Annotated in this window: 15 protein-coding genes and 1 pseudogene; 7 read left to right on the top strand and 9 right to left on the bottom strand. The window is 62.4% G+C overall.

All coding sequences use genetic code 11. From position 1 onward, the window contains the following. Positions 1–80: 80 nt before the first annotated feature. A complete protein-coding gene (locus AC244_RS21380; RefSeq protein ID WP_234716998.1) occupies positions 81–1,427 on the top strand; it encodes a putative bifunctional diguanylate cyclase/phosphodiesterase in 1,347 nt (448 codons plus the stop codon). A gap of 117 nt (positions 1,428–1,544) precedes the next feature. Here the strand turns inward: AC244_RS21380 and AC244_RS21375 are convergent, their stop codons facing one another. Further along, a complete protein-coding gene (locus tag AC244_RS21375) occupies positions 1,545–2,477 on the bottom strand; it encodes a LysR substrate-binding domain-containing protein (protein ID WP_053250842.1) in 933 nt (310 codons plus the stop codon). Positions 2,478–2,567: 90 nt separating this feature from the next. Between AC244_RS21375 and AC244_RS21370 the strand changes: the two genes are divergently transcribed. Both AC244_RS21370 and AC244_RS21365 read left to right on the top strand, forming a co-directional pair. Beyond that, the gene (locus AC244_RS21370) at positions 2,568–4,118 is read left to right on the top strand and encodes a trimethylamine methyltransferase family protein (RefSeq protein ID WP_053250841.1); all 1,551 of its coding nucleotides are present in this window, start codon (positions 2,568–2,570) and stop codon (positions 4,116–4,118) included. Between the two features lie 95 nt (positions 4,119–4,213). Further along, positions 4,214–4,618, top strand: a pseudogene (locus tag AC244_RS21365) (N-methylproline demethylase); the annotation flags it as partial. Here AC244_RS21365 and AC244_RS37630 read toward each other — a convergent pair. The 3 genes from AC244_RS37630 to AC244_RS36610 form a co-directional block, all read right to left on the bottom strand. After that, entirely contained in the window at positions 4,522–4,755 is a 234-nt protein-coding gene (locus AC244_RS37630) for a hypothetical protein (RefSeq protein ID WP_202596101.1), read from the bottom strand. The pseudogene AC244_RS21365 and the gene AC244_RS37630 sit on opposite strands and share 97 nt — an antisense overlap. Positions 4,756–4,899: 144 nt before the next feature. Continuing rightward, positions 4,900–5,538, bottom strand: coding sequence for a PRC-barrel domain-containing protein (locus AC244_RS21360; protein ID WP_053250903.1), 639 nt, complete (start codon positions 5,536–5,538; stop codon positions 4,900–4,902). A gap of 1 nt (position 5,539) precedes the next feature. Continuing rightward, positions 5,540–6,049, bottom strand: a complete 510-nt coding sequence (locus tag AC244_RS36610) for a hypothetical protein (protein WP_152976045.1) — start codon at positions 6,047–6,049, stop codon at positions 5,540–5,542. Here AC244_RS36610 and AC244_RS21355 point away from each other — a divergent pair. Continuing rightward, positions 6,017–7,003, top strand: coding sequence for a hypothetical protein (locus AC244_RS21355; protein WP_152976044.1), 987 nt, complete (start codon positions 6,017–6,019; stop codon positions 7,001–7,003). The genes AC244_RS36610 and AC244_RS21355 overlap by 33 nt on opposite strands. A 61-nt stretch (positions 7,004–7,064) precedes the next feature. On the opposite strand, the gene AC244_RS21350 is transcribed toward AC244_RS21355, so the two are convergent. The 5 genes from AC244_RS21350 to AC244_RS21330 form a co-directional block, all read right to left on the bottom strand. Beyond that, the gene (locus AC244_RS21350) at positions 7,065–8,789 is read right to left on the bottom strand and encodes an IlvD/Edd family dehydratase (protein WP_025426085.1); all 1,725 of its coding nucleotides are present in this window, start codon (positions 8,787–8,789) and stop codon (positions 7,065–7,067) included. A gap of 80 nt (positions 8,790–8,869) precedes the next feature. After that, positions 8,870–9,751, bottom strand: a complete 882-nt coding sequence (locus tag AC244_RS21345) for an SMP-30/gluconolactonase/LRE family protein (protein WP_053250838.1) — start codon at positions 9,749–9,751, stop codon at positions 8,870–8,872. Next, positions 9,751–10,386, bottom strand: coding sequence for a 2-dehydro-3-deoxy-6-phosphogalactonate aldolase (locus AC244_RS21340; protein WP_053250837.1), 636 nt, complete (start codon positions 10,384–10,386; stop codon positions 9,751–9,753). The genes AC244_RS21345 and AC244_RS21340 overlap by 1 nt, the downstream gene beginning before the upstream one ends. A 16-nt stretch (positions 10,387–10,402) precedes the next feature. After that, positions 10,403–11,323 (bottom strand): 2-dehydro-3-deoxygalactonokinase, encoded by a 921-nt coding sequence (locus tag AC244_RS21335; RefSeq protein ID WP_234716996.1) that lies wholly within the window; start codon positions 11,321–11,323, stop codon positions 10,403–10,405. Then, the gene (locus AC244_RS21330) at positions 11,320–12,090 is read right to left on the bottom strand and encodes an SDR family NAD(P)-dependent oxidoreductase (protein WP_053250902.1); all 771 of its coding nucleotides are present in this window, start codon (positions 12,088–12,090) and stop codon (positions 11,320–11,322) included. The genes AC244_RS21335 and AC244_RS21330 overlap by 4 nt, the downstream gene beginning before the upstream one ends. Before the next feature lie 166 nt (positions 12,091–12,256). On the opposite strand from AC244_RS21330, the gene AC244_RS21325 reads away from it, so the two are divergent. The 3 genes from AC244_RS21325 to AC244_RS21315 all read left to right on the top strand — a co-directional run bounded on the left by AC244_RS21325 (position 12,257) and on the right by AC244_RS21315 (position 14,929). Beyond that, complete coding sequence (locus tag AC244_RS21325; protein ID WP_053250901.1) at positions 12,257–13,069, top strand: IclR family transcriptional regulator; 813 nt, start codon at positions 12,257–12,259, stop codon at positions 13,067–13,069. A gap of 194 nt (positions 13,070–13,263) precedes the next feature. Then, complete coding sequence (locus AC244_RS21320; protein ID WP_053250835.1) at positions 13,264–14,004, top strand: helix-turn-helix transcriptional regulator; 741 nt, start codon at positions 13,264–13,266, stop codon at positions 14,002–14,004. A gap of 151 nt (positions 14,005–14,155) precedes the next feature. Further along, positions 14,156–14,929 (top strand): LuxR family transcriptional regulator, encoded by a 774-nt coding sequence (locus tag AC244_RS21315; RefSeq protein ID WP_053250834.1) that lies wholly within the window; start codon positions 14,156–14,158, stop codon positions 14,927–14,929. Positions 14,930–15,224: the final 295 nt, after the last annotated feature.

The raw sequence follows: 15,224 nt of genomic DNA, 5'->3' as shown, positions 1-15,224 counted from the left end.
CGCTCCGCGGGTCGGCTTGCTTTGTCGGTAGCGCGGCGCGGACGGGCGGGCTCACTTCAGATCCGGGGACTTGGCCGATGATGTCGGGGGAAACTCCCTATCACCGCATCGGCAGGGAGCCTCTGGTCGTGGACGGCTCGATCGATCCGTTGACCGGGCTCGGCAATGCGCGCCAGCTCCGCAAGACCGTTTGCGATCTGGCTGAAGAGCGCGCCAGCGATCCCGCTCCCTTTACCATTGGCCTTGCCAATATCGATGGCTTCAAGCCGATCAACGACCTTTTCGGCCCACGCGCCGGCGACGAGATCCTCTGCCAGGTTGCCCATCGGCTGCAGGCCTGCGCGCCTGAAGGCGCAACGATCATCCGCTCCGAGAACGACGAATTCGCCTTCGTCCTGCCGCTCGTCTTCGAGCGCAAAGGTGCAGAGAAGGTCGGCCTGATGCTGAAAGAGGTGCTGTCGGCGCCCTTCGATCTCGGCGACCGCAACGTCCGTCTTTCGGCTTCTTTCGGTTTTGCCGTCTATCCCTTTGCCGGCGAAGTGTTCGAAGACCTGCTGAAAAGCGCCGACACGGCGCTCTATCGTTCCAAGCGCCGCGGTCGCGGCCAGATCACCGTCTATTCCCAGGAAATTGCGCAGGAGATGAAGCGCGCGACGCAGCTCGAGCAGGCGCTGCGCAATGCGATCATCGCCAACGAGGTGGATGTGCATTTCCAGCCGATCGTCGACCTGCGCAACGACGCGGTTGTCGGCTTCGAGGCGTTGGCCAGATGGTGCGACGCTGACCTCGGTTATGTCTCGCCAGCCGTCTTCGTGCCTTTGGCGGAAGAGCGCGGTTTCATCGAATCTTTGGCCGAGACGCTGTTGCGCAAGGCGGCGCACGCGGCACTTTCCTGGCCGAAGGAACTCTTCCTGTCGTTCAACCTGTCGTCGGCGCAGTTGATGGATCCGGCCACCAGCCAGCGGCTGTTGACGATTATCAACCAGATCGGCCTGGACCCGCGGCGGCTGGAACTGGAGATCACCGAGACGGCCGTGATGGCAGACGCGGAGACCGCCCAGAAGATCGTGACCGAGCTTCGGGCAGCGGGCGTTCGTGTCTCGCTCGACGATTTCGGCACGGGCCAATCGAGTCTTGGACGTCTTCGCGACTTCTCCTTCGACAAGGTCAAGATCGACCGCGCCTTCGTGTCGCGGATTTCGGCCGACCGTGCCTCCGAGCATATCATCAAGGCTATCGTCTCGATGTGCGAAGGTTTGGAGCTTGAGGTCGTCGCCGAAGGCATCGAGGATTTTTCCGAGGCCTTGAAGCTGAAGGCGCTCGGCTGCGGCATGGGCCAGGGCTACTTCTACGGCAAGCCCGCCGACGCCGTTGCGACGATGCGCTACCTCTCGGACCGCTACCGCGGCGTTGCAGCTCAGCTTTAAAGCGCGTCGCGATCTCTAGGATTCGCTTGCTGCGCTTTAATTCTTGCGCATGTCGTCATCGCAAAAGCGCGGCACACTTTTGCGCGACATGCTCAGGCGCTGCTGTGATGATGGGCGTCAGTCCTTGGCGCTTTCAGCGCGGTTTCGCGTGCCTTCCGCCAACAACCAGTCCCTGACCCGGCGCGCCTGGTTGTTCAGCTCGCGCGAGCGCGGCCAGACGACGTAAAACGCCAGCCCTGTTTTCAGCACATGGCCGCAGACTGGGACCAGGGCGCCGGAGCGAACCTGCGGATCGGTCAGATGCTCCCAGCCAAGCGCCACGCCTTCGCCGGCAAGCACTGCCTGGATCACCAGGACATAGTCGTTGATGGCAAGGCGCCGCGCCTGTGGCGGGTAGGAGAGGCCGGCACTGGCGAACCATTCGGTCCAGTCGCAGGCGCGCCGGACCGGTTCTTCCAGATGAATGAGGTTGTGGCGCAGGAGATCGGCCGGCGTGCTCGGCAGCCCATGCTGCTCGATATAGGCAGGTGTCGCCACCGCATTGACGACCTCCTCGGCAAGAAGGGCCGCATGGTAACGCGGCCAATGGCTCGGATCGCCGCCGCGGATGCCAAGCGGGATCGGCTCCTCGTCGAGGTCGAGATCGCGCACGCTCGTCTGGATCCTGAGATCGATTTCAGGCAGGTCCTCGCGCATCCGGTTGAGGCGCGGCAGCATCCACATCGAGGCAAAAGCGGTCGATGCCGCAAGCGTCACATTGGTCTCGCGCCTCTTGGAGCGGATGTCTTCCGCCGACTTCTGAATGCGCGAGAGCCCGACGGAAACGTCGGCGTGGAACTTCTCGCCCGCCTCCGTCAGTTCGACGGCGCGATGCACGCGGTGGAAGAGCGGCACGCCCAATTGCTCTTCCAGTCCGCGAATGGCGTAGGAGACGGCGGCCTGCGTCATGCCGAGCTCGCTGGCGGCGCGGGTGAAATTCTGATGGCGGCCGGCAGCCTCGAAGACGATGAGGCTGGCTGCAGACGGGAGCAGGCGACGCAGGTTTTCCATAACTTATGCTTATCGCATGGCTCAATTTTTTCCAGCGTTACAACGTGATTTTTCATCAATACCATCACCATGAATGATGGGAGGACGTCGATGGAAATGACGACTGTGACAGCGGGCGAAGCGCCCAGACGGACGCGAGGGGCAAGGCCGCAGCGCGGCGGCGTCAGCGCCAAGAGCCTTGGCGTTCCCTACATCGTTCGCAACATCCCGACCTACGATATCCTGGGCGAGGAAAGCCTGACCCGCATCGAGAAGGTCGCCGATCGCATCCTTGCCGAAGTCGGCATCGAATTTCGCGACGATCCGGCATCTCTCGATCATTGGAAACGCGCCGGCGCCAAGCTGGATGGCGTCCGGGTGACGTTCGAACCTGGCATGCTGAAGGAGATCGTGCGCTCGGCGCCGCGCCAGTTCACCCAGCATGCCCGCAATCCCGCCCGCAGTGTCGAAATCGGCGGCAACAATGTCGTGTTCTCGCCGGCCTACGGCTCTCCCTTCGTCACCGATCTCGACAAGGGCCGGCGCTACGGCACGATCGAGGACTTCCGCAATCTGATCAAGCTGGCACAGTCGAGCCCGTGGCTGCACCATTCCGGCGGGACGATCTGCGAGCCGGTCGACGTGCCGGTGAACAAACGCCACCTCGATATGGTCTACAGCCACATCAAATATTCCGACCGTGCCTTCATGGGCTCGATCACCGCGGAGGATCGCGCCGAAGATTCGATCGAGATGGCGCGCATTCTCTTCGGGCGTGATTTCGTCGATGCCAATTGCGTCATCCTCGGCAACGTCAACGTCAACTCGCCGCTCGTTTGGGACGGCACCATGACGAAGTCGCTGCGCGCCTATGCACGGGCAAACCAGGCGGCGGTCATCGTGCCCTTCATCCTCGGCGGCGCCATGGGGCCGGTCACCAATGCCGGCGCCATTGCCCAGTCCTATGCCGAAACGCTGGCCGGGTGCGCCTTGACCCAGCTCGAGCGCAAGGGCGCGCCGGTTATCTTCGGCAATTTCCTCTCATCCATGTCTTTGCGCTCGGGCTCGCCGACCTTCGGCACGCCGGAACCGGCGATCGGCAGCATGGTCGTCGGCCAGTTGGCGCGCCGGCTCGGCCTGCCGCTGCGCTGCGCCGGCAATTTTTCGAACTCCAAGCTGCCGGATGCCCAGGCAATGCAGGAAGGCGTCATGTCGATGCTGTCGGCCGTGCATTGCGGGGCCAACTTCATCCTGCACTCGGCCGGCTTCGTCGATGGGCTGCTGGCGATGTCTTACGAAAAGTTCGTCATGGACACGGATTTCTGCGGCGCGCTGCATTCCTATCTCGCCGGCGTCGTCGTCGACGACAACACGCTGGCCATGGACGCCTTCCTGCAGGTTGGGCCTGGCAGCCATTTCCTCGGCTGCGACCACACCATGCGCAACTACCAGACCGCCTTCTGGGATTCAGGCCTGTCCGACAACGAACCGTTCGAAAAATGGACGGAGGAGGGCGGAACCGACATGGCGGTGCGGGCGAACCGCAGCTGGAAGAAGACGCTGGCCGAATACGAAGCGCCGCCGCTGGACGTGGCGATCGATGATGCTTTGACGGACTATGTCTCTCGCCGCAAGAACGGCATGGCGGACGCCTGGTACTGAGCCGACGCCACCCCCTCACTGGGGATGAGCAGAACAAGAATGATGCAGTGTCCCCGGTCCACTTCAGCGGACGAGCGGCGCTCAAGGGAACAGAAATGACGCTGCCGAAAGACCCGCTGCTCCAGCCCTATCGCCTCAAACATCTGACGCTCAAGAACCGGATCATGTCGACTTCGCACGAGCCGGCCTATTCCGAAGACGGCATGCCGAAGGATCGCTCCCGCCTCTACCACCTTGAAAAGGCCAAGGGCGGCATGGCGCTGACGATGACGGCGGGATCCGCCATCGTTTCGGAGGATTCTCCGCCCGCCTTCGGCAATCTCCACGCCTATTCCGACGAGATCGTGCCCTGGCTGAAGAAGATCGCCGACGACTGTCACGAGCACGATGCCGCGGTGATGATCTAGCTCACCCATCGCGGCCGTCGCACCGGCTGGAACAAGGGCGACTGGCTGCCGGTTCTCTCCGCCTCGCCGGTGCGCGAAGCGGCGCACCGCTCAAGCCGCTTTCCCGCAATCTGGGCGCCGTCGATTACAAGGCGCTGCTTCGCGGCGAAAACCCGATTAAGCTTCGCAATCCGGGCGGGAGCTTCGGCATGTTCCGTATCGGCGATGCCGTCGCCAGCCGCAACATCCATGCCGGCATCTATGATGCGCTGCGCTACGGCGTGCTTATGTGAATAAAAGAGCGGCGGTGCAAACGCCGCCGCTCCATCTCCTGGTCGTTTATCGATCAGCCCTGGTCGTTTACCGATCCAGCCCTGGTCGTTTCTTGATCCAGCTTACTGCTGGGTACCCTCAGCCGGTGCCGGCATCGTGGTTGCCGGTGCCGTTCCGGTGGTCGAGGAGGTCGTCGATGTGTCAACCGGCTGGTTGGCGATCTGTTCGGCGACCTGCTGCGCCTTGGTCTTGAACTCCGGAGCCGCCTTCAAGGTTTCAGCGGTTTCCGTCGTCGTAAGCTTCAAGGCATCCGTATTGGCCTGCTCGGAGATCTGGATGCGATCGAACGGGACCGCAACGTTCTTCTCGCCGAGGCCCAGGAAGCCACCGACACCGATCACGGCAGCTTCGACGCCGCCATCCTTCTTGATGATCAGGTCGTTAATTTCGCCGACCTTTTCGTCGCCGGCATTATAGACGGTCTGGCCGACATAGGTGCTGGTCGCGATCTGGTCGCTGGCCTGCTCGGTCAGGTAAGTCCCGTCAGACTGAGCCATGTCGGCAGGTGCCTCGGTGGTTGCCGGCGGTGTCGTCTGCGCCTGGTCTGCAGGTGCTTCGGCACCCGGAACCGGCTGTATTTCCATCGTCTGCGGCTCGGCCGGCTTAGGCTGGGTGGCGTCCTGAGCGAAGGTCATCGGCGCGAACGCAACACTCGCGATAAGCGCACCGGCCGCAACGGAAGATACAAGTTTCTTGGTCATGTCAAACTGCCTTTCCTTGACGTTGTCGATCAAGGCGCGGTCCTGATTGTCGCCAGGTTTCCACCGCACCGGTGATATCAAAGCAACGCCCGGCGGCAGAAACGGTTCCAGAAAAATTTGAAGTGATCGCACCGGCAATCGGGCAGTCATGCGCCGGCTTCCGATGGCCGCCGATCAATATCGCCGACGACCGTGGCGCATCTTTCGCCAGAAATCCGACCGCCATCACTCCATCTTTGTATTTTAGTGATTTATTGATTGCTTCTTTACATTCACACAATCTTGAGTGTTCTTGCCGATACTTGCAGAAGGCAGGACAGGGATCTCTTCGTGGATAATCCATCCTGTTGATCTGGACGGTTCCCCGATGTTTCTGCCACGGCGATTTCTCTCCGTTTCCCTGCTTTCCGTTTTGGTGATGGTCTGCCTTGTCGGGATTGAGCGCAGCCTGTTCGGCGTGCGCTATTTTTCGGAGCGAATGCCACAGGTCGAACCCTACAATCTTTGGCATGCATGGGTGGCGCTCAGCCTGTCGCTTGCGGCCATCCAGGGGTTCACGCGTGATGCGTCCTGGTTGGGCACGCCTGTCCTCCGGCTGGCTTCGCGCCGCGAACTCTGGATCTGCATCGCCATGTTGGTCTTTTCGGCCGCGGCCGCCCTGCTTTTCACCGTCGATGCCGCGATCTTCAGCGCCCTGGCCCGCGAGGACAATATCTTCGAGTGGCTTTCCGCCCTGTTGATCTTCGCCTCGAGCGCGTTCTTCGCGTCGGCGGCGATCGGTCAGTTGCGCTTCGCGTACGGTGGAGCCGGTCGCATCGCATGGCTCGCGGCCTGCGCTGCTGCGTTCTTCAGTCTTGTCCTCTTCATCGTCGGCATGGAAGAGATATCCTGGATGCAACGCCTGTTCAGCATTTCCACGCCGGACGCATTGCTTGGTCTCAACAAGCAGCAGGAATTGAACCTGCACAACATCTCTACCGGCTCCTCCGAACTGCTCTATTATGCCGGCAGTTTCGTGCTTTTGACGTTGGCGCCCTTTATCTGGCTCTACCTTCGCAAGGGCTTTGCACTCGGGCGGCTCGAAGCCTTCGCGCCCAGCGTTCTGGTGCTGGCGGCAAGCGCACCGATGGCGGCGTTCAACAGCGACAATTGGAGCATGCTGCCGACCCAGATGATGGTGATGATGACCGTGATCATCCTGCTGGTGGTCGCCGATCTCGCGCTGCGGAGCGGGCTGTGGCGGGAATTCACCGTTCTGACCGCCGCCGCCATCCTGATCGTCGCGATCCAGGAGCTGTTCGTGCTGCAGGCGCACGAACTCGTGCGCATATGGGATCCGACCGAATACAAGGAGCTCTTCATTGCGGTCGGTCTCGCCATCTATGGCTATGAGACCTGGTCGCGTCTGCGCTCGTCGGCGCCGACCACAGAGTTGCGGATCGGTCGCCGATCGATGGCTGGGTAAAAGAAAGCTCCGCCGAAATGGCGGAGCTCCCATTGCGACGTCGCACGGCGCGACGGCGTTCTCAGTGGCTTTCGCGCAGAACCTCGCTGCCGCTGCCGCCGACGAGGAAGTCAAGATCTGCGCCCTTGTCTGCCTGCAGCACCGTGTCCTGATAGAGCTTGTAGTAGCCGCGCGTCCACTTCTGTTCCGGCGGCTGCCAGGCAGCCATGCGGGCTGCAAACTCTTCCTCGCTGATCATCAGGTTGAGTTCGCCCTTCATCGCGTCGAGCCGGATGCGGTCGCCGGTTCTGACGATCGCCAGCGGTCCGCCGGCGTTCGATTCCGGGCTGACATGCAGCACGACGGTTCCGAAGGCCGTACCCGACATGCGGGCGTCCGAAACGCGCACCATGTCGCGCACGCCCTTTTCGACCAGCCGGCGCGGGATCGGCATGTTGCCGACCTCCGCCATGCCGGGATAACCCTTGGGGCCGCAGCCCTTGAGCACCAGGATGGTATCCTCGGTCACAGGCAGATCCGGATCGTCGATCTTCGCCTTCAGATCTTCGATCGTCTCGAAGACATAGGCCGGGCCCTCATGCGCCAGCAGATGTTCGCTGGCGGCCGACGGCTTGATGACCGCGCCGTTCGGCGCCAGGTTCCCCTTGAGCACGCGAATGCCGGCTGCCGCCCGCAGCGGGTTGTCGAGCGGACGGATGACGTCGTCGTTGAAGACTTCGGCGTCTTCCCAGTATCGGCTGATCGGCATGCCGAAGACCGTCGGCGCATCCGCATGAAGCAGATGCTGGATGCGGTTCATGACGGCGGGCAGGCCGCCGGCATAGGCGAGATCTTCGATCAGGTATTTGCCGGATGGCATGCAGTTGACGATGCAGGGCACCTGACCGCCGACACGGTCGAAGTCCTCGAGACAGAGATCGACGCCGGCACGACCGGCAATTGCCAGCATATGCACGACCGCGTTGGTCGATCCGCCGACGGCGGCGTTGGCGATGATACCGTTCTCGAAGTTCTTCTTGGTCAGAATCTTCGACAGGCGCAGATCCTCATGCACCATTTCGACGATGCGCTTGCCGGTCATGTGCGACAGCGCCATGCGGCGCGCGTCGACGGCGGGGAGGGCGGCGTTCATCGGCAGCGACAGGCCCATCGCCTCGACGATCGAAGCCATGGTGGTGGCCGTGCCCATGGTCATGCAGACGCCCGGCGAGCGCGACATGCCGCTCTCGGCCGCCATGAACTCCTGGACGCTCATCTCGCCGGCGCGCACGGCTTCGGAAAATTTCCAGACGTCGGTGCCCGAGCCGATGTCCTTGCCCTTCCACTTGCCGTTCAGCATCGGTCCGGAGGAAACGACGATCGTCGGCAGGTCCACCGACGCTGCACCCATCAGCTGGCCGGGTGTCGTCTTGTCGCAGCCGCCGAGCAGCACGACGCCGTCGATGCCATAGGCGCGGATCGCCTCCTCGACGTCCATCGCGAGCAGGTTGCGAAACAGCATGGCCGTCGGCCGCATCTGGGTTTCGCCAAGCGAGGAAACCGGAAACTCGACGGGAAAGCCGCCGGCCTCCCAGACACCGCGCTTCACGCCCTCTGCCAGAATGCGCAGGTGGCTGTTGCACGGGGTCAGTTCCGACCAGGTGTTGCAGATGCCGATGATCGGACGCCCGTCGAAAACATGGTCCGGAAATCCCTGGTTCTTCATCCAGGAACGATGGATGAAACCATCCTTGTGGGTGCCGCCATACCAGTGGCGGCTGCGCAGTTCTTTCTTCTTGTCGCTCATGCGAGCTTCCTCCTCACCATGCGTCTATCGCGTGGATGAATTGTATGACTTTTTGTTGGCGTTTCGCCAAGGGCTTTCGATCAAAGGCGGAACGACGGCTCGAACCGGCCCTTGACGCTGACGCCGAGATCGAAGGTCTTGCCGGCATGCGGATCGGCTGCGCGCGCCGCCTCGTCCAGGTCCTGCCAAGCCGACGTCACCAGCATGCGATCGGCCCTCGGCCCGATGAAGGCCGTGCAGCTCGGCTGCGTCGTCGGCATCGCATAACGCGCGATCCGCACGCCGTCAGGCCGGTAAACGTCGACCGTGCCACTGCCCCAACGGGCATTCCAGATCAGGCCGTCGGCATCGCAGACCGAGCCGTCGATGCCGCCGGCCTCGCCGCTGCTGTCGACGAGCAGGCTGGGCTCGCCCTTCGGCAGCCCGGTCTCGGCATCGATATCGACGCGCATCAGGTGGTTGATATCGGTGTCGACGAAATAGGCAACGTTCCCATCCGGCGAAAAGCAGATGCTGTTGGGAATGGTGATCCGGTTATAGAGCTTGGTCACCTTGGTGCCGGCGACGTGATAGATCGCGCCCGCTTCCTTCTCGGCGTTGCGGCCCATCGTGCCGATCCAGAGCGAACCGGAAGCATGAACGCGGCCGTCGTTCGAGCGATTGCCGGGCTTGTCCTCAAGCGTCGTCACGAGACTGAAGGCGCCTGTCGTATCCCTCAGGAAAAGCCCCTGGTCGGAAGCGATCAGTTGCCGGGACGGATCGATGACGGCAAGGACGCTGCCCAGGAACGGTAGGTCATGCACGGCCTTGCGGCCGGTTTCCAGGTGCAACTCATGCAACTCCTGTCCCTTGATGTTGAACCACCAGGCGGTGCCGCTACCGGAGTCGTAGGTCGGGCCTTCCCCGAGGATCGAGGTCGATTCGCAAAGGATGCTGCCGGAAAAGGGAATGGTATCGCTCATCATCGCGCTCCGTAGACGGCGTTGTAGGCCTTGACTGTCGCGGCGGCGCGCTTGCCGACGTCGGAGGCACTCATGCCCGGCTTGTAGAGGCTTGAGCCGAGCCCGAAGCTTCTGATGCCGATCTTGGCATAGTCGGCAAAATTCTCCTCCGACACGCCGCCGACGGCGGCCACTTCGACATCGGTCGGCAGCACGGTGCGGATTGCGGCGATGCCGGACGGGCCGAGCACGCTTGCCGGGAAGAACTTGAGGCCGGTTGCGCCTGCTGCCGCCGCGGCAAGTGCTTCGGTCGGAGTGAAGACGCCGGGCATGGTCACCATGCCCTTTTCCGCCGCCAGTCGGATCACCGCCGGCTCGACATTGGGGCTGACCATCAGCCGGCCGCCGACATCAGCAAGCTGTTCGACCTGTGCCGTCGTCAGCACGGTGCCGGCGCCGATCAGGCAGTCTTTCGGTGCCATCTTCACGGCGGCTTCGATCGATCGGAACGGGTCGGGCGAATTGAGCGGGATCTCGATCGCGGTAAAGCCCGCTTCGATCAGCGTGCCGACGACGCCTTCGGTTTCTTCGGGCTTGAGGCCGCGCAGGATGGCGACCAGCGGGTATTTCATCGGCGGGAAGGGGATACGGTTCATATCAATAGTCTTTCGATCAGAGGGGCCAGATTGCCTGAGCGGCAGTCGAAAGGCCGGCGCGCACGGCCTCGTCGGCGTCGACGACCCGCGGGCTAAGGTTTTGGCTTGCGAGTGCGGCGTGGTAGAGCGCGCCGAGAGAGCCGGAGGCTACGAGGCAGACGCTGTCGACGGTGCCGGCTGCCGCTAATGCTCCGGCGATCTCAAGCCCGATCAATGTGCCCGAAAGCGTCGCCTTGGCGTCGGTGGCGCTCGCACCATGGAGGAGTTGGCCGGCGCGCACGCCGAACGTCAGGTTGGTGGCGAGCGCAGGCTTGGCGCACGCAGCGGTGACCGCGGCGAGGAACGACGGATGGTCGCCGGAAAAGACCTGCGCATCCGCGACCGAGTGGCTGAGGATGGAGTGCCTGGAGATCACGTCGAACAATTCGCCGGTCATGAAGGTGGAGAAGCCGGTGACCTTGCCGCCATCAAGGCGCACCCATTTGCTGTGGGTTCCAGGCATGCAGACGAGGTGCCGGCCGTCGCCGAGGCTTCCGGCGGCGCCGAGCAATTGGGTTTCCTCGCCGCGCATCACGTCGGGGTGCTGCGGATCGCGCTGGGCGAGACCCGGAAGAATACGGATGTCGCGCCCGACGTCGGGCACCGCGACGGCGCCCATGGCAATGGTCGAGAGGGCGGCGGGCGTGTCGAGATACCCGGCTTCCAGCCAGCCCTGTTTGGCACCCGCCATGCCGCAGATGATAACCGGCAGGTGCGTCGGCGCGGCCACGGCCGCCAGATGCGCCTCCAGGACGGTTGAAAAGCCTGTTTTGGCGGCTGTGGTCATGCCTTCGCCGCTGCGCCGTTCGGCAAGCACCGTGCCGTCCTCGGCAATGATCCAGAGCCGAAAGCTCGTGGTTCCCCAGTCGACTGCGGCATAATAGGCTGCGGTCATCAAAGTGCGCCTCCGTCAATGATCATCGTTTGGGCTGTCATGCCCATGGAACAGTTCGAAGCCAGGTAGAGGCATGGCCCCACCAGGTCCTCGGCGGTCAGGCTCCGCTTCAGGCATTGTTTCTCCAGCATCGCTGCGATCGCCGTTTCATCGAGCCAGAGTTTCTTTTGGCGCTCGGTAACGATCATGCCGGGCAGGATTGCGTTGACGCGGATATTGTCGGGGCCGAGCTTGCCGGCGAGCGACTTCGTCAATCCGATGATGCCGGCCTTGGCCGTCGCATAGGCCGGGATTTCCGCCATGTTGAGCAGGAAGGCGATCGACGAGAAATTGATGATCGATCCGCCGCCGGCCCGCCTCATATGCGGCGCTACCGCCTGGCTCATGAAGAACAGGTGCCTGAGATTGACGGCCTGGCTTTCGTCCCAACTCTCTTCGGTGACGCTTTCGAGCTGCTGCCGGTCGTCGCGGGCGGCATTGTTGACGAGCACCTGGATCGCGCCGAGCGTCGCCGCGGCCGTTTCGGCGGCTGTCCTCACCGCGCCGATATCGCGCAGATCGGCATGAATGAACAGCGGCCTGTGCCCGGTCTCGACTGCAAGCCTGTCGGCGAGTTCCAAGCTTGCGGGCTCGTCGATGTCGACGAAGGCGACCTGTGCGTGCTGACGAACGAAACCTTCGACGAGCGCAGCACCGATGCCGGCGCCGCCGCCGGTTATAAGCACACAGCGATCCCTCAGGTCATGAAATTGGGCCGCAGGCAACGGCATCGGTCCGGCACTCCCCATTCGCGCCGTTCCGGCGCGTTTGCAGATTTCTTTGTTCCGATATGTGGAACTTGATTTTATTATATGGAATTATCGGGCGATGACGGTTATTTTGTCAAGATCGGATGGCGAACCTTGAACCTGTATGGGCCGAAATGAAGCGGGCGACATGAGCGAAGAACCGACAGTGATAGCGGATGGCGAGGCGGTGGGCACCGGCACGCTCGGCAAGGCCATGGCCGTCCTTGAGGCGGTGGTCATGGCGGACGGGCCGCAGCGTTTCACCGACATCCTTGCAAGGTCGGGGCAGCCGCGCGGCACCTTGCATCGGCTGCTCAGCCACCTCGTCGAGGAAGGGCTGCTCGTGCAGCGGCGCGATCTCTGCTACGAACCGGGTCTTCGACTGCTGACGCTTGCCTATCGCTCCTGGTCCGGCAATCGCTTCCGCGACGTTGCCGAACCACATCTTCGCAGCCTGCACGAGTTGACCGGAGAAACGGTGCATCTCGGCATCCTGCGCGAAACCGAGATCGTCTATGTCGACAAGGTCGAAAGCCGGCAGACGGTGCGCATGAGTTCGCAGATCGGCAAGGCCTCGCCCGCCTATTGCACCGGCATCGGCAAGGCGGCGCTGTCGTTGTTGCCGCAACTGGAACTGGAGCGTCTCGTGGCAGGGATGGCGTTCCATGCGTTCACGCCGCATACCCATCGCTCGGCCGAATCACTGCTGGCGGAGATCGCGGACATTCGCCGCGATGGACACGCTTTCGATCGGGAAGAACATGAGATAGAGATCCGGTGCGTGGCTGCGCCGATCCGTGTTTCGGGCAGCGATCTGACGGCTGGAATCTCGGTTACGGGACCGGCCTATCGGGTGAGCATGGAGCAGTTGATCGCCTGGTCGGGGGCGGTGCGGACGGCGGCGGCGGCGATCGGGGAGGAGGCCGCGATTCGCCTCGGTCCGGGCCGCGGTGGACCTTGAGTTCACTTTACGATAAATTAGGAACTTCGACTGGACGTGGCGGTCCAAGCTCGATAACGTTAATATATCAGGATCGCTTTGCGGTTGTACGCGAGTCGGTTTGATTTTGACATTGATAGTAATTTTGACGTGATCTTCATGCGGCGTCAGCGGCCGTGCTCCTCCCCGGGGCCGGATGTGGAGAAGGGCGGAAGATGATCGATTTCAGCGCGAATATGGCGTCGTTGATGCTTCCTGACGGACGGTCCGTGAGGGGGCCGATCTGTTGCGAAGATGACATTAGACGGGTGATCGGGCAGGTTGCGGACGCTTACGGCTTCCGCGGTTTCCTGGTGCTCGCCGTTCCGGATACCGGCTGCAGCAGCCTTGAGGCCAACGCCATCATGACGACCTATCCGGTTGAGTTCCTGAAGGGCTACGACAGCGCCGGCCTGATCAATGGCAGCCCTGTGATCCAGCGTCTGCGCCGCAGCACCATACCGTTCACCTATGACGCTCATCAGCTGGCGCGCCGCCGCGCAGACGGCAAGGGCGACGCGGCGATCTGCGTCTTCGAACAGGCGGGCATGCCGCGCGGCATTTATCTGCCGGTGCACGACGCCGGCGGACATCGGGCCGCCATTGCCTTTGGCGGCGACCGCCCCGTGGTGTCGAACGACGAGATGCAGGAACTCAATCTGTGGGCCGGCATTCTGTACAGCAAGCTGGCCGAGGTGCGCGGGCGCGAGCGACGCGGCTCGGGAAGCCTGTCGCGCCGCGAGGTCGAATGCCTGCGCTGGGCCGCTGCCGGCAAGACCACCAGCGAGATGGCGCGGATCCTGGCGCTATCGGAGTATACGGTGAACCACTATCTCAACCGAGCGACGCGAAAGCTGGATTCGGTCAACCGCGTGCAGACGGTCGCCAAGGCCATGCGCGCCGGTTTGATCAACTGAGAATTGGCACTTTCTGCACATAAAAGCTGGATGCTGCGGCATGGTGCGGTTCGCTTGTAGGGAAATACACAGGCTTTTGGGCGCGTAGGGCAGGGAATCTCGATCATCTGTTGGCATTGGCCTGCAGGTCAGTCTATTTGATAATTGATGAATGCCATGGAACGCGCGAATGCAGGATACGATGACCACCGGGAAGACTGACGCAGATCTGCCCCGGGGCGGTGATTTCGCGTCCGAGATCGCAAAGCTGGAGACCCAGTTCGATATCATCCGCTATATGCGGCGGATCACGCAGATGTTTGGTTTCAAAACCTTTCTCATCTGTTCGATCCCTTCCATCGATGTCGAACGCCTGGCCGCAACCACTGTTATCTCCAATATGCCTGCCGAACTGCTCAACAAATATGACAGCCTGTCGATGCTGCGCTTCAGCACCGGCGTCAAGCGGCTGCGGGAAACGACGACGCCGTTCCAGGTGACGCTCGATGCCTGGGAAGGCGAAGGCGGCAAGCCCGATTCAGCCCGCGAATACATCGCGATGCTGCGCGAGAACGGCATCTTCCAGGCCAGCTACTTCCCGGTGCATGACGCCGAAGGCGGCCGCGGCGCTGTCATCCTGATGGGGCCGGAAGCAGAACTGCCGATGACCGTGACCATGGAACTGCAGATGATCGCAATCCATGTCTACAACCGGTTGGCCGAGATCGGCTCGGTATGGAAGAACAGCAGTGCGTCGCTCTCCGAACGCGAGATCCAGTGCCTGAGCTGGACGGCGGCGGGAAAGACCAGCGCCGAGATTGCCGGCATTCTCGGCCTCTCCGAGCACACGGTGAACCACTACCTCAACCACGTCACCAAGAAGCTCGACGCGGTGAACCGGACGCAGGCCGTCGTCAAGGCGATGAAGAAGGGCTACATCAGCTAGCCGTCGTTCGGCAGCGCCGGGTTCGACGCTGCTCGAACCCGGCTCCCCGCCTTGGTGTCGCAGGCGTAAAATGCACCGATCCTGTGCGGATTTGAGACCATTGCCCATAAACTGGGCAGATGCTCTCGGCGCCCCGGGCGAGAGACTTTCCATCTATTTCGCTGAAAATGTTCGCTTTTTCGTCTTGCCCCAAATCTGGCACGCATCCTGCATTGTTAGCGGCATGTCCAGAGGGGACTAAAAACAAGACAGCGCCCAAGAAGGTCGCGACAAAAAGGGCCGCCACCCAACCTCG

The sequence above is a fragment of the Ensifer adhaerens genome (assembly GCF_001270265.1).
Lineage (GTDB): Bacteria > Pseudomonadota > Alphaproteobacteria > Rhizobiales > Rhizobiaceae > Ensifer > Ensifer adhaerens_B.
The sequence above is the reverse complement of the archived record's forward strand: the minus strand, read 5'-3'. Positions and strand labels throughout refer to the sequence as shown.